The organism is Microlunatus flavus (assembly GCF_900110855.1).
GTDB classification, from domain to species: domain Bacteria; phylum Actinomycetota; class Actinomycetes; order Propionibacteriales; family Propionibacteriaceae; genus Microlunatus; species Microlunatus flavus.
In genome coordinates this window covers 126,025-140,180 of the sequence record NZ_FOFA01000009.1, presented here as the reverse complement: position 1 = coordinate 140,180, position 14,156 = coordinate 126,025, and the positions used below count along the sequence as shown (strand labels likewise).

Below are 14,156 nucleotides of genomic sequence, written 5' to 3'. Positions count from 1 at the left end.
AGCGAAGATGATGACCACCGCACCCTGGCTCACCGTCCTGGCCCTGCTGCCCACGGTCGGCGCGATCGTCGTCCTGCTGGGCAGCAGCGCCGCGGCCAAGTTCGTGGCCCTGGCCACGTCGCTCGTCACCGTCGTCCTCGCCGTCGTCCTCACCGTGAGCCTGCGCGGCGGCGGCGGGATGCAGCTGGTCGAGGACGCGATGTGGATCCGCCCGCTGGGCGCCCACTACGCGCTCGGCCTCGACGGCATCGGCGCCACGCTCGTGCTGCTCGCCTCGATCGTCACGCCCGTCGTGGTGCTGGCCACGTGGAGCGACTACGACAGAACCCCCGACGGCGGCCTGTCGACGGTGGCGGCGGGGGAGACGGCGCGCTACGACAGCAAGATCTTCTACGCCCTCGTGCTGGCGGTGCAGACCTGCGCGCTGTACCTCTTCCTCGCCACCGACGTCTTCCTCTTCTACGTCTTCTTCGAGGTCGTCCTCGTCCCGATGTACTTCCTCATCGGCGGCTTCGGCCCCGGCGCGCGGCGCTCGTACGCGGCGGCGAAGTTCCTGATCTTCGGCCTGCTCGGCGGGTTCGTCATGCTCGCGTCGGTGATCGGGCTCTACGTCGCCTCGGCCGACGCCGGCAAGGCGAGCTACCTGCTCTCCGACCTGTCCGGGCTGACGCTGGGCACCGGCCAGGAGCGCTGGCTGTTCCTCGGCTTCATGTTCGCCTTCGCCATCAAGGCGCCGCTGGTGCCGCTGCACTCGTGGCTGCCCGACGCCGCGGAGCAGTCGAGCCCCGGCGGCGCGACGATGATGGTCGGGATCATGGACAAGATCGGCACGTTCGGCATGATCAGGTTCTGCCTGGGGCTCTTCCCCGAGGCGAGCCAGTGGGCGACGCCGGTGGTCATGGTCCTGGCCGTGATCTCGATCCTGTACGGCGCGATCCTCGCCATCGGGTCCAAGAACCTCATGCGGTTCGTCGCCTACACCTCGATCAGCCACTTCGGCTTCATCGTGCTCGGCATCTTCGTGCTGACCCGCCAGACGCTGACGGGCTCGACGTTCTACATGCTCAACCACGGGCTGTCGACGGCGGCGCTGTTCCTCGTGGCGGGCTACCTGGTCAAGCGGCGCGGCTCGGCGAACATCGACGACTTCGGCGGCGTGCAGAAGGTCGCTCCTGTCGCCGCCGGGCTGCTGCTGTTCGCGGGCCTGTCCACGCTGTCGCTGCCGGGCCTGTCGAGCTTCGTCAGCGAGTTCATGGTGCTGGCGGGCACCTTCGGCAAGCACCCGGCGTACGGGGCCGTCGCCACCCTCGCGATCGTCCTGGCCGCGCTCTACATCCTGCTCATGTACCAGCGCACCATGACGGGACCGGTCCGGCCGGCCGTGGCCGACCGCGTCACCGACGTGACCGTGCGCGAGCGCGTCGCGATCGCCCCGCTCGTCGTGCTGATCCTGCTGCTCGGCGTCTACCCCAAGCCGGTGCTGTCGATGATCGAGCAGTCGACCACGCTGCTGCAGACCTCGGTGGGCGTCAGCGATCCCGCCCCCCTCGTGGGAGGAACCCGATAGTGGGCACCATCGCCGCACCGACGATCGGCTACGCACTGCTGCTGCCGTTCATCGTGATCTTCGCCGCCGCCTGCGTCGGCATCCTCGTCGAGGCGATCGTCCCGCGCGACCTGCGCCGGGCGGCCCAGCTGCTGCTCGCGTTCGTCGCGGTCGGGGTGGCGCTGGTCGTCACGATCTCCAACTGGTCGGCCGGTGGTGACGTCGTCGTCGGGGTCGCCTCGGTGGCCGTCGACGGGCCCACGTCGTTCATCTGGACGATCCTGCTGGTGTTCGGGGCGGTGTCGTTCGGCATGTTCGCCGAGCGCAAGGTGACCGCCGGCGTCAGCGCCTTCGCGCCGATGGCGGCCGCCGTTCCGGGCACCGTCGCCGAGCGCGAGGCGATCGAGGACCGTCGCGAGCACACCGAGGTGCTGCCGCTGGCGCTGTTCGCGCTGTCCGGGATGATGCTCTTCCCGGCGGCGAACGACCTGATCACCATGTTCGTGGCGCTGGAGATCCTGTCGCTGCCGCTCTACCTGCTCTGCGGGCTGGCCCGCCGCCGCCGGCTGCTCTCGCAGGAGGCGGCCATGAAGTACTTCCTGCTCGGCGCCCTGTCGTCGGCGTTCTTCCTCTACGGCGCCGCGCTGCTCTACGGCTACTCCGGCTCCTTCCTGCTGTCGGGCATCGACGACGCGATCCGCAACGGCGTGGCCGGCACCGGGCCCCAGGGGACCGGCCTGCTGCTCGCCGGCATGGGGCTGATGGCGGTCGGGCTGCTGTTCAAGTTCGGCGCGGTGCCGTTCCACTCCTGGACCCCGGACGTCTACACCGGGGCGCCGACGCCGGTCACCGCCTTCATGGCGGCCTGCACCAAGATCGCCGCGATCGGTGCGCTGATGCGTGTCTTCTACGTCGCGCTCGGCTCGGACCGCTGGGACTGGCAGCCGCTGATGGCCGTCGTCGCCATCGCGACCATGGTCGTCGGCTCGGTCCTGGCGATCACGCAGACCGACGTCAAGCGGATGCTGGCGTACAGCTCGATCGCCCACGCCGGCTTCATCCTGACCGCGTTCGTCGGGGCCTCGCAGGCCGCGACGGGTGCCCGGGAGGGTCAGCTGACCAGCGTCTCGTCGGTGATGTTCTACCTCGTCGCGTACGGCGCGGCGACGATCGGCGCCTTCGCGATCGTGACGATGGTGCGCGACTCCACCGGCGAGGCCACGCAGCTGTCGAGCTGGGTCGGGCTGGGCAAGCGGTCGCCGGCGGTGGCCCTGGTCTTCTCGGTGTTCCTGCTCAGCTTCGCCGGCATCCCGCTGACCAGCGGCTTCATCGGCAAGTGGTCGGTGTTCGCCAGCGCGTGGAGCGGCGGCCTGCACTGGCTCGTCGTCGTCGCGGTCGTGGTCAGCGTCGTCGCCGCCTTCTTCTACATCCGCGTGATCGTGATGATGTTCTTCACCGACCAGCCCGTGGAGGCGACGGGCGCCGGGACGGCGGGGGCCGAGGTCGTGCGGCCGGGCTGGACGACGCTGCTCGCCGTCGGCGTGGGCGTGGCGGCCACCGTGGTCTTCGGGATCTACCCCGGTCCGCTGCTCGGTCTCGCCCAGCAGGCGAGCGAATTCATCCGATAGGCGACGTTGGTCCGAACGATAGGCTGGAGGTGGCCGGCCAGGACGGCGCCGGGTCCGAAGGAGTGACGTGCTCGCCAGCCAGACGCGTGACCCGGTCTTCGAGACCGTGGTCCGCGACCAGCTCGACCGCGTCGAGTCGGCGCTGGTGCGGGCGGCGGACGCCGACAGCCCGATGGTCCGCGAGGCGGCCCAGCACGTCATCCTCGCCGGCGGGAAGCGGTTCCGGCCGCTGCTCGTCATCCTCGGCTCGCACCTCGGACCGGCTGCGGTCGACGCCGACGTCGAGCGGGCCGCCGTCGTGGTCGAGCTGACCCACGTCGCGAGCCTCTACCACGACGACGTCATGGACGAGGCGGGCCTGCGCCGCGGGTCCGTGAGCGCGAACTCGCGCTGGGGCAACACCGTCGCCATCCTCGTCGGGGACCTGCTCTTCGCCCGCGCGTCCGACCTCGTCGCCGACCTCGGCCCCGAGTTCGTGCGCCTCCAGGCCCGTACGTTCGCCCGGCTCGTCCAGGGCCAGCTGGCCGAGACCGTCGGCCCCGCCCCCGGGCAGGACCGCCTCGGCCACTACCTGCAGGTGGTGGCGGACAAGACCGGGTCGCTGATCGCGACGTCCGCGCTGTTCGGCGCCAAGCTGGCCGGCGCGACGGCCGAGCAGCAGCGGACGATGGCCGAGTTCGGCGAGCAGATCGGCATGGTCTTCCAGCTCAGCGACGACATCATCGACATCACCAGCGACGAGACGGGCAAGACGCCGGGCACCGACCTGCGCGAGGGCATCCCCACGCTGCCGACCCTGCTCGCCCGGGCGTCGACCGACCCGGCCGACGCCCGCCTGCTGACGCTGCTCGACTCCGACCTCTCCTCCGACGACGACCTCGCCGAGGCCCTCGACCTCCTGCGGAGCCACCGCAGCATCGACGAGGCCCGCGCGGAGGTCCGGCGCCGGGCCGAGTCGGCCCGCCTCCTCCTCGACGGCCTGCCCGCCGGCCCCGCCCGGGACTCCCTCGAGGAGCTCTGCGACACCGTCGTCAGCCGTACGGTCTGAGCCGCCGCTCGACAGCACCGCTCCGCTCCTCCCGGCTTCAGCCGCCCTCCTCGCCTGGTGGTGGTGCTGGTTTCCCAAGAGATCTTGGTAACCCTGCACTTCTCACGGCAGATTCGCCTTGAGAAGTGCAGGAGTGCCGTGGTGGGTTCCCATCCGTGATCTCGGGCAGCTGATCCCGTAGGGTCGGAGTCAGTTCGCGCGTGACCGGGCGCTGACGAAACCGGGCCGGTCCGGCGAACGGCTGACGTGGACCCAGAGCCTGTGGGACTGCTCGAGCTCGAGCGCGAGCCGTGCCATCCGCGGCGCGGCCGCACCCGGCTGTACCTCGCTCCAGACGAACCTCGACATCCCCTTGCCTGTCGCGCGCATGTCGTCCTCGCGACCCTTCTCCCCGACGACGACGGCGCTGGCCGACTGGCCGGGCTTGAGGAGCCTCTCGTACTTGATGCGCCCGTCGAACTCGCCGAGGTGCGCGAACTCCTCCCAGGAGAAGTCGGACCGACCGATCAGGCGACCGTCCGGGCCGAACACCTCGTGCTGCAGCTCGGGCCGAGGGATACCGTGCCGGTAGCAGGCCATGCGGGTGAGGGACTCGCCTGGCGACTCGGCCCTGCCGTCGGCGAGCCCGAGCGCGAGCCTCGCGCGGCGCGAGTGCGGATGGCGTTGCTGCCGCTCGGCCAGCTCATGGAGGGGGCCCACCAGCTCCGGGCGCAGGTGGAGGGCCGAGTCCAGGGCGACGACCGCGGCCTCCAGCGTCGAGGCGAGCGCGGTCTGCCAGGCCGCGTCACGGGCGCTGACGGTCAGCAGGCCCTCGCACAGCTCGAGCCCGACGTCTCCCGGTGCCGCGAGGTGATGGACCACCCCGGCCTCCCGCCGTCCCGCGCCTCGATCGAGGCGTACGACGTGGACCTTGGCCAGGTCGTGCCCCCAGACGGAGAAGCCGTGCAGCAGCGCGGCGGACGGGCCCGCGAGCGCCACCCTGCCCCTCTGCCGGGCCAGAACGGCCCGGGCGAGAAGGAGGTGGCGGCCGCGCTCGTCCTGCGTACCGACGTCGACGGCCCGGACGTAGGCACCCTGCCGCAGGCGGACCAGCTCGCCCGAGCGGACGGCGCTCGCCAACGAACGGTCGTTCTCGCCCAGCGCGAGCACCTCGGCCCGGCTGAAGACGCCGCCGTTGGCGCGCAGGAGGTGACCCGGAAGATCCATCGCGACAGCCTGCAGCGCGTACGGGGGCACGCTCGACCTATCCACAGGACCGCGGCCGGGTTGGCGCACCCGTCCACAGAAGTGAGGCGGTGCGGCACGCCCGGTGCTGCAGTACACCTCACGGGAACCCTGCACTTCTCGTGGCCGATTTGCCGTGAGGAGTGCAGGTTTCCCAAGACCTCATGGGAAACCGGCAGCCGAGCCCGAGTGAGCCCGAGCCCGAGGAAGCGGGGGGGGGGGGAGATGCGGGGGCGGAGGTCGTGGGGTGACCGCCCAGGACGTCAGCGGGCGAACACCAGGCCCGCGATCGCGGCGTTGGCCAGGTTGGCCAGGGTGGCGGCGAGGAGGGCGCGGACGCCGACCCGGGCGACGAACCCGCGGACCTGCGCCCGCAGGCTCCCGAGGGCGCCGATGGCGATGGCGATCGAGCCGAAGTTGGCGAAGCCGGCCAGGGCGAAGCTGACCACGACCACGGTCACCGGTGACAGCGAACCCACCTGCGGGCCGAACTCGCCGTACGCGACGAACTCGTTCAGCACGGTCTTGATGCCGATGAACTGGCCCGCCTGCACGGACTCCGACCAGGGCACCCCGAGGAGCCAGGCCACGGGGGCCATGACGTAGCCCAGCAGCTGCTGGAACGTCACGCCCTGCGCCCCGAACAGCCCGGCGACGCCGCCGATGATGCCGTTGAGCAGGGCGATCAGGGCGACGAAGGCGATGAGCAGGCAGCCGACGGCGACCGCCACCCGCCCGCCCGCCAGGGCGCCGCGGGCGAGGGCGTCGATGACGTTCGCCGACTCGGTGTCGCGCACCTCGCGGACGTCGAAGTCGTCGTCCGCCGGCGGCACCTTCGTCGCCGCCCGGTCGTCCGACCGGTCGTCCACCTGGCGCGCGGCGTCGGCCCCTGCGGTGCGGTCGTCCGACTCCGCCACCTCCACCGGCTCCCGCACGCTGTCCGGCCACATGATCTTCGCCATCACGAGCGCCGCGGGGGCGTTCATGACGGTGGCGGCCAGCAGGTAGGGCAGCGGGGCGCCGAGCAGCGCGTAGCCGATCAGCGTCGAGCCGGAGGCGGCGGTGAGGCCGGCGGTCACGACCGTGAACATCTGCGACGCGGTCAGCCGCCTGAGGTACGGGCTGATCAGCAGCGGCGCCTCGGACATCCCCAGGAACACGACCACCGCCGCATACATCGACTCGACCTTGCTGACCCGCAGCAGCCGGCCGATCGCGCCGCCGACGTAGTGGGTCGCGTACTGGATCACGCGCAGGTAGAGCAGCAGGTAGATCAGCGCGCCGAGGAAGATGATCACCGGAAGGACCTGCAGGGCGAAGGCCACGCCACCGGGTGCACCGACCTTGGCGAGCGGGCCGAAGACGAAGTCGGTCCCGGTCTGGGTGAAGCCGATGAGGGTCTCGACCTGGCGGGAGAGGAAGTTCAGCACCGCCTGGCCCGGCCGGGTGCGCAGCACGAGGAACGCGAAGACCACCTGGACGGCCAGGGCCACCCCGACCGTGCGCCACCGGATGCCGCGCCGGTCGCGCGACGCGAGCACCGCGACCGCCAGCAGCAGGACCAGCCCGAGGACCCCACGCAGCGCGTCCATGGCGGCACCCTAGCCACCCCGTCCGGCGCGGCTGGCCACGGTGTCACTGGTCTGGTCGCGCGCTCCGGCGCCCGTGATGTCGCTCACGGCTGCTCGGTGCCACCACGCGGGGAGCCCGCGGACAAGACCACTGCCACTGGTGGTCCGGTCGGCAGCGACGTTAATACCAGTGGCTCTGGCGGTCTATCTTTCTGCCCACCCCAGGCGAGAGGAGACCCCGTGACCGACGTCAGCCGACCCGCCGTCCCCGTGTTCTTCCTGTCCGACTCGACCGGCATCAGCGCCGAGACGATGGGCAACGCCCTGCTGATCCAGTTCCCCGACCAGCACTTCGAGCGCCGGCTGTTCCCCTTCATCACGACGGTGGAGGAGGCCGAACGGGTGGTCGCGGTCCTCGACGCCGCCATGGACGGGCCCGTCACGCCGCTCGCCTTCTCCACCACCGCGGTGACCGAGATCCGCGACGTCCTGCACCGCAGCCGCTGCCCGCTGATCGACTTCTTCGACCTGCACCTCAGCCGGGTCGAGGCCGTGCTCGGGGTGCAGGGCCGGCGGGTGGCCGCCCGGCTGCACGGGGTCGGCGACATCCAGCGCTACAACGCACGGATGGCCGCCGTGGAGTACGCCCTCGAGCACGACGACGGCGGCAGCCTGCGGGCCCTCGACAAGGCCGACGTCATCCTGCTGGCGCCGTCGCGGTGCGGCAAGACGCCCACGACCATGTACCTCGCCCTGCAGCACGGCGTCTTCGTCGCGAACTACCCCCTCGTGCCCGAGGACCTCGAGAGCACGGACCTGCCGCGGCCGGTCCGGGCCCTGCGCGAGCGCTGCGTGGGCCTGACGACCACGCCGGCCCGGCTCACGCAGGTGCGCGCCGAGCGGCGACCGCACTCGACGTACGCCTCGCTCGAGCAATGCACGTACGAGCTCCGGCGCGCCGAGGCGCTCTACCGCACCCACCGGCTCCCGGTGATCAACTCCTCCGCCAAGTCGGTCGAGGAGATGTCGACCCTGATCCTGCAGCTCCTCTCCGCCCCCTCGAGGTCGTCGTCGACCCCGGGCCGGACAGCGCCGTCCACCTCCCCGCCGTCCCAGCCGCCCGCCCGCACCCAGGAGGTCTCGTGAGCACCACCGCCACCCCCACCCGTCCCGCCGACGCCGAGGCGTCGCCCCGGAGCAACGTCCGCTGGTTCTCCGAGCTCGGGCTGGCCGACCTCGCCGAGGTCGGGGGCAAGAACGCCTCGCTCGGGGAGATGGTCTCCCACCTGGCGGGCGCCGGCGTCCGCGTCCCCGACGGCTTCGCCACCACCGCCGACGCCTACCGCCGCTTCCTCGGGGAGACCGGGCTGGCCGAGCGCATCGACGCCGAGCTGACCGGCCTCGACACCGACGACGTCACCCGGCTCGCCGAGGTGGGCGACCGGATCCGCGGGCTCGTGCTCGCCCAGCCGTTCCCGCCCGACCTCGAGCGCGACGTACGGGCCGCGTACGCGCGCCTCGCCGGCGACGCGGATGACGTGTCCTTCGCGGTCCGGTCCTCCGCGACCGCCGAGGACCTGCCGGACGCGTCGTTCGCGGGTCAGCAGGAGACGTTCCTCAACGTGCGCGGGATCGAGGCCGTGCTCACCGCCGTCCGCGAGGTCTTCGCCTCGCTCTACAACGACCGGGCCATCGCCTACCGCGTGCACCACGACTTCGCCCACGCCGACGTCGCGCTCTCGGCGGGCGTGCAGCGGATGGTCCGCTCCGACCTCGGCGCCTCCGGCGTCGCCTTCACGATGGACACCGAGTCCGGGTTCACGGAGGCCGTGTTCGTCACCTCCTCGTACGGGCTGGGCGAGGCGGTCGTGCAGGGTGCGGTGAACCCCGACGAGTTCTACGTCTACAAGCCGGCCCTCGCCGCCGGCCGCCCGGCGATCCTCAAGCGCGGCGTGGGCGCCAAGGCGATCAAGATGGTCTACACCGACGACCGGGCCGTCGGGCGGACCACGGCCTTCGTCGACGTCGACGAGGCCGACCGGCGCCGGCTGTCCCTGACCGACGCGCAGGTCACCGAGCTCGCGCAGCACGCGGTGACGATCGAGCGGCACTACGGGCGGCCGATGGACGTCGAGTGGGGCCTCGACGGGATCGACGGGCGGCTCTACGTCCTCCAGGCCCGGCCGGAGACGGTGCAGTCCCGCCGGGCGGTGGGGAGCCTCACGCGCTACCGGCTCGACGAGCGCGGGGAGGTCGTGCTTGAGGGCCGCGCGATCGGGCAGCGCATCGGCGCCGGTCCCGTCCGGGTGCTCGACAGCGTCGCCGAGATGGCGTCGTTCGTCCCCGGCGACGTGCTCGTCGCCGACATGACCGACCCCGACTGGGAGCCGATCATGAAGCGCGCGTCCGCCATCGTCACCAACCGGGGCGGGCGGACCTGCCACGCGGCGATCATCGCCCGCGAGCTCGGCATCCCGGCCGTGGTCGGCACCGGGTCGGCCACCCGCGACCTCGCCGACGGCCGCGAGGTCACCGTCTCCTGCGCCGAGGGCGACACCGGGCTGATCTACGACGGCCGGCTGTCGTTCAGCATCGAGGAGACCGCCCTCGACACGATGCCGCCGGTCGGGGTGAAGGTCATGATGAACGTCGGCACGCCCGAGCAGGCGTTCGCCTTCTCCCGGCTGCCGAACGCGGGCGTGGGGCTCGCGCGGCTCGAGTTCATCATCAACCGCCAGATCGGCATCCACCCCAAGGCGCTGCTCGAGGTCGACCGGCTGCCGGCCGACCTCGCGGCGCAGGTGCGCGAGCTGACCGCCGCGTACGCCTCCCCGCGCGAGTTCTTCGTGGCCCGCGTGGCCGAGGGCGTGGCGACGATCGCGGCGGCGTTCGCGCCCGACCCCGTGATCGTGCGGATGAGCGACTTCAAGTCCAACGAGTACGCCAACCTGCTGGCCGGCGACCTCTACGAGCCGCACGAGGAGAACCCGATGATCGGGTTCCGGGGCGCGGCGCGCTACCTGTCGGAGGACTTCGCCGACTGCTTCGCGATGGAGTGCGAGGCGCTGCGCCTGGTGCGCGACGAGATGGGCCTGACGAACGTCAAGATCATGATCCCGTTCGTCCGCACGCTGGGCGAGGCGGCGGGCGTGATCGACCTGCTGGCGCGGCACGGGCTGCGGCGCGGGGAGAACGGCCTGCAGGTGATCATGATGTGCGAGCTGCCGTCGAACGCGGTGCTGGCGGAGGAGTTCCTCGAGCACTTCGACGGGATGTCGATCGGCTCCAACGACATGACCCAGCTGACGCTGGGGCTCGACCGTGATTCCGGGCTGGTGGCCGCGACGTTCGACGAGCGCGACCCGGCGGTCAAGCACATGCTGGCGCTGGCGATCCGGGCCTGCAAGAAGCGCGGGCGCTACGTCGGCATCTGCGGCCAGGGCCCCTCGGACCACCCCGACCTGGCCGCCTGGCTGCTGCGGCAGGGGATCGACAGCATCTCCCTCAACCCCGACACCGTCGTCGACACCTGGCTCGAGCTGGCCCGGCGCAACCCCGTACGCCTGGCCTGACGGCCGCCACCCTCGGCTCCGCCCCGGCGACCACGTCCCCCTTGCCGGGAAGTGGTCACTCCGCGGCCGCACGACCGGCGCGTCGGGTCCTGGAGTGACCACTTTCCGGGGAAGAGGGCCGGGATCACCAGATGCTGACGCGCTGCTCCGGGTCGAGCCACAGCCCGTCGTCCTTCGTCACGCCGAAGGCGTCGTAGAAGGGGTCGAGGTTGCGCACGATCTGGTTGCAGCGGAACTCCGGCGGCGAGTGCGGGTCGGTCGCCAGGCGCTGGCGGACCAGGGCGTCGCGGGCCTTGGTCTGCCAGACCGTGGCCCACGACAGGAACAGCCGCTGCTCGGGCGTGTAGCCGTCGATCTGCTGCGCCGGCGTGCCCTCGGTGGCGATGCGGTGGGCGAGGAACGCGATGGCCAGCCCGCCCAGGTCGCCGATGTTCTCGCCGATGGTCAGCGAACCGTTGACGTGCATGTCCGGCGCCTGCTCCGGGCTGAGCGCGTCGTACTGCGCGACGAGCACCTTCGTCCGGTCCTCGAAGGCGCTGCGGTCGGCGTCGGTCCACCAGTTCTGCAGGCGGCCGTCGCCGTCGCAGGTGGAGCCCTGGTCGTCGAAGCCGTGGCCGATCTCGTGGCCGATGACCGCGCCGATGCCGCCGTAGTTGACGGCGTCGTCGGCGTGCTCGTCGAAGAACGGCGGCTGGAGGATGGCCGCGGGGAAGACGATCTCGTTGCGCAGCGGGTGGTAGTAGGCGTTGACCGTCTGCGGCGTCATCAGCCACTCCTCGCGGTCGATCGGCGCGCCGATCTTGGCGATGTTGCGCTGCAGCTCGAACTCGGTGGCGCGCTCGACGTTGCCGATCAGGTCGTCGGCGACGATCGTGAGGTCGCCGTAGTCGCGCCAGCGCGTCGGGTAGCCGATCTTGCTGCGGAACTTGCCGAGCTTGTCGAGCGCGCGCGTCTTGGTCTCGTCGGTCATCCAGGCCAGGTCGGTGATGGAGCGCCGGTACGCCTCGATGAGGTTGGCGACGAGCGTGTCCATCCGCTCCTTGGCCACCGGCGAGAAGTGCCGCTCGACGTAGATGCGGCCGACGGCCTCGCCGAGCGCGCCCTCCACGAGGTCGACGCCCCGCTTCCAACGCTCCTTGAGCACCGGCGTGCCGGAGAGGACCGTCCCGTAGAAGCCGAACCGCTCGGCGACGAAGGCCGACGCCAGGTACGGCGAGCGCGAGGACACCAGGCTCCAGGCCGCCCACGAGCGCCAGGCCGGCAGCCGGTCCTCGGTGAGCAGGTCGGCGACCTCGGTGAAGAACGACGGCTGGGTGACGACCAGCTCCGCGACCGCCGCCCCGGGCACGCCGAGGCCGTCGAGCCAGGCGGCGAAGGGCAGCCCGGGCGCCGACGCCTCGAACTGCTCGCGACCCATGAGGTTGTACATCTGGCGCAGGTCGCGGGTGCGGACCTTGTCCCAGTGGCAGGCGGCGACGTCGGTCTCCAGCGCGAGCACCGCGTCGGCCTGCGCCTCGGCGTCGGCGAAGCCGGCGAGGGCGAGCGAGCGCGCCACGTGGTCGCGGTAGGCGGTACGGATCTGCTCGTACTCCCCGAGGCGGTAGTACTCCTCGTCGGGCAGGCCCAGGCCGCCCTGCCCGACGAACATCACGTAGCGCTGCGGGTCGCCCGGGTCGGACTCGGCCTCGATGTCGAGCAGGCCGCGCACGCCCCGACGGGTGTGCAGGCCCACGAGGCGCAGCAGCTCCTCGACCGTCCCGACGCCTGCGATCGCCTCGAGCGGCTGGGTGAGGGGCGCGGCGCCGGCGGCCTCGACCGCGTCGGCGTCCATGAAGCTCGCGTACAGGTCGGCGATCTTCTGCGACTCGCTGCCCGGCTCGCCGGGCTCGATGGTGGTGATGATGTCCCGCACGGCCTGCTCGGACGCGTCGCGCAGCGTGATGAACGCGCCCGTCATGGGCTTGTCCTCGGGGATCTCGGTGCGCGCGATCCAGGCGCCGTTGACGTGGCGGTAGAGGTCGTCCTGGACGCGCACGGAGGGGTCGAGGTCGGACACGTCGAGCGCCGGGACGTCGGTGGTGGGCACGGTCTCGTCAGCGGTCTGCGTCACGGCGCCGATGCTACCGACGGGGCCTGACGGGGCTGCGGCGCGCGCGAGGCCAGGAGGCCCCGCGCCTGGCGACGAGGACCCTCCGGCCGCACCGGCTAGCTCCCCCAGCGGACCTTGACCTTGCTGCCCGACACGTCGGCGCGGGCGATGGCGGTCCCGGTGAGGAAGCCCGTGCAGGTGCCGGAGCGCCCCTGGTAGGTGCAGCGGCCCTTGAGCTGGAGGTCGACCTTCACCGAGTAGGTGATGGCGGTCGACGAGGGGTAGCTCCTGGGCTTCTTCGTCGGGTCGGAGCCCTTCCGGGACCACGTGACGCTGCCCTTGGCGAACTTGTACTTGCCGGTCCAGCGGTTGGGGCAGTCCTTGGGCGCCGGGTCGTCGGACTTCAGGCAGGACTTCCAGCTCGTGCGGACGGCCGACAGCGCGCTGGCCTTGCCCTTCTTGCTGATGCCCGGCGACAACCGGCTCGTGTCCGGGTCGTCCGCCGGGGACTGCACCACCACGTCGGGACGGGAGCCGTAGTCGTAGTTCGGCTGGCCGGTGGTGAAGCGGTAGGCCCCGGGGAGCAGGGTCAGCGCACCGCGCTTGACGCGGACCCCGTTGACCAGCATCGGGACCGAGTCGTCCTGCGCGAAGGTCACGTCGACCGGCGCGGCCACCCGGGCCAGCTTCCAGTCGTCGCCGACCTTGACGACGTCGAAGCTGGCCGAGACGGGCGTGGAGCCGAGCGTGTACGTGGCAGGCACGCTCGTGGCGTCCTGGTCGGTGACCGGCTGGACGACGACGTTGCCGATCGGCGCGAGCTTGGCCGAGGCCGCGAGCACGCCCTTGGTCATGAGCGTGCGGTCCACGTTCGGGTCGGCGGAGAAGCCCAGCGCGGCGTCGACGTCCTGCTGCACGAGGGCGCCGAGGAAGCCGCTGACGGCGTCCGACGCGGTCGCCGCCGGAGCGTTCGAGCCGCCCGTCGAGCCGCCCGAGCCGCCGCCCGAGGTGCTGCCGCCCTCGGCGGTGTCGGACCGGCCGCCGAGGTTGACCCCGATGGCGACGATGACGAGGACCAGCGCGAGCGCGCCCGCGCCGATCAGCGCGAACAACCCCTTGCGGCTCTTCTTCTGCGGCGGCTGCCCCGGCTGGCCGTACGGCTGCGGGCCGACCGGGCCGCCCGGGCCGTAGCCGCCACCCGGCGGGACCGGGCCGTACGGGCCGCCCGTGAAGCCCTGGGGCGGGTAGCCCTGCTGCGGCGGGTGGCCGGGTCCGCCCTGGGGCGGGCGGCCCTGCTGCGGGTAGCCCGGCTGCGGCGGTCCCTGGTAGGGGTGCTGGGGGTAGCCCTGCTGCGGCGGACCGGGCTGAGCGGGCGGCTGCTGGCCCGGCTGCTGGCCCGGCTGCTGGCCCTGCGGGCGGTCCTGCGGTGGTTGGCTCATCCCTCGTGCCTTCTCGTGCCGGTCACTCTGGCGCGCGCC

Annotated in this window: 9 protein-coding genes; 5 read left to right on the top strand and 4 right to left on the bottom strand. The window is 72.0% G+C overall.

Annotated elements, in window-relative coordinates:
* Positions 1 to 10 precede the first annotated feature (10 nt).
* The 3 genes from BMY04_RS18565 to BMY04_RS18555 all read left to right on the top strand — a co-directional run bounded on the left by BMY04_RS18565 (position 11) and on the right by BMY04_RS18555 (position 4,222).
* Positions 11 to 1,567: an NADH-quinone oxidoreductase subunit M gene (locus BMY04_RS18565; protein ID WP_091185127.1), complete on the top strand. Its 1,557-nt coding sequence runs from the start codon at positions 11 to 13 to the stop codon at positions 1,565 to 1,567.
* Positions 1,567 to 3,174 (top strand): NADH-quinone oxidoreductase subunit NuoN, encoded by a 1,608-nt coding sequence (nuoN, locus tag BMY04_RS18560; protein WP_232506498.1) that lies wholly within the window; start codon positions 1,567 to 1,569, stop codon positions 3,172 to 3,174. The genes BMY04_RS18565 and nuoN overlap by 1 nt, the downstream gene beginning before the upstream one ends.
* A 67-nt stretch (positions 3,175 to 3,241) precedes the next feature.
* Positions 3,242 to 4,222, top strand: a complete 981-nt coding sequence (locus BMY04_RS18555; protein WP_232506497.1) for a polyprenyl synthetase family protein — start codon at positions 3,242 to 3,244, stop codon at positions 4,220 to 4,222.
* 189 nt (positions 4,223 to 4,411) lie between these two features.
* Here the strand turns inward: BMY04_RS18555 and BMY04_RS18550 are convergent, their stop codons facing one another.
* Together BMY04_RS18550 and BMY04_RS18545 are read right to left on the bottom strand one after the other, a co-directional pair.
* Positions 4,412 to 5,428: a type IV toxin-antitoxin system AbiEi family antitoxin domain-containing protein gene (locus tag BMY04_RS18550; protein ID WP_139209985.1), complete on the bottom strand. Its 1,017-nt coding sequence runs from the start codon at positions 5,426 to 5,428 to the stop codon at positions 4,412 to 4,414.
* A 281-nt stretch (positions 5,429 to 5,709) separates the two neighbouring features.
* Positions 5,710 to 7,038, bottom strand: a complete 1,329-nt coding sequence (locus BMY04_RS18545; protein WP_091184809.1) for a NupC/NupG family nucleoside CNT transporter — start codon at positions 7,036 to 7,038, stop codon at positions 5,710 to 5,712.
* A 219-nt stretch (positions 7,039 to 7,257) separates the two neighbouring features.
* On the opposite strand from BMY04_RS18545, the gene BMY04_RS18540 reads away from it, so the two are divergent.
* Positions 7,258 to 8,163: a pyruvate, water dikinase regulatory protein gene (locus tag BMY04_RS18540; protein WP_091184804.1), complete on the top strand. Its 906-nt coding sequence runs from the start codon at positions 7,258 to 7,260 to the stop codon at positions 8,161 to 8,163.
* Positions 8,160 to 10,589, top strand: coding sequence for a phosphoenolpyruvate synthase (ppsA, locus tag BMY04_RS18535; RefSeq protein WP_091184801.1), 2,430 nt, complete (start codon positions 8,160 to 8,162; stop codon positions 10,587 to 10,589). Before BMY04_RS18540 ends, ppsA begins: the two co-directional genes overlap by 4 nt.
* A gap of 124 nt (positions 10,590 to 10,713) precedes the next feature.
* On the opposite strand, the gene BMY04_RS18530 is transcribed toward ppsA, so the two are convergent.
* Together BMY04_RS18530 and BMY04_RS18525 are read right to left on the bottom strand one after the other, a co-directional pair.
* Positions 10,714 to 12,699 (bottom strand): M13 family metallopeptidase, encoded by a 1,986-nt coding sequence (locus BMY04_RS18530; RefSeq protein ID WP_232506496.1) that lies wholly within the window; start codon positions 12,697 to 12,699, stop codon positions 10,714 to 10,716.
* 95 nt (positions 12,700 to 12,794) lie between these two features.
* Entirely contained in the window at positions 12,795 to 14,117 is a 1,323-nt protein-coding gene (locus tag BMY04_RS18525) for a hypothetical protein (protein ID WP_091184798.1), read from the bottom strand.
* Positions 14,118 to 14,156 lie beyond the last annotated feature (39 nt).

Excerpts from the sequence above, each read along its gene's own strand:
- BMY04_RS18565 (WP_091185127.1), top strand. The coding sequence starts at position 11 with ATGACCACCGCACCCTGGCTCACCGTCCTGGCCCTGCTGCCCACGGTC.
- BMY04_RS18550 (WP_139209985.1), bottom strand. The coding sequence starts at position 5,428 with ATGGATCTTCCGGGTCACCTCCTGCGCGCCAACGGCGGCGTCTTCAGC.
- BMY04_RS18545 (WP_091184809.1), bottom strand. The coding sequence starts at position 7,038 with ATGGACGCGCTGCGTGGGGTCCTCGGGCTGGTCCTGCTGCTGGCGGTC.
- BMY04_RS18525 (WP_091184798.1), bottom strand. The coding sequence starts at position 14,117 with ATGAGCCAACCACCGCAGGACCGCCCGCAGGGCCAGCAGCCGGGCCAG.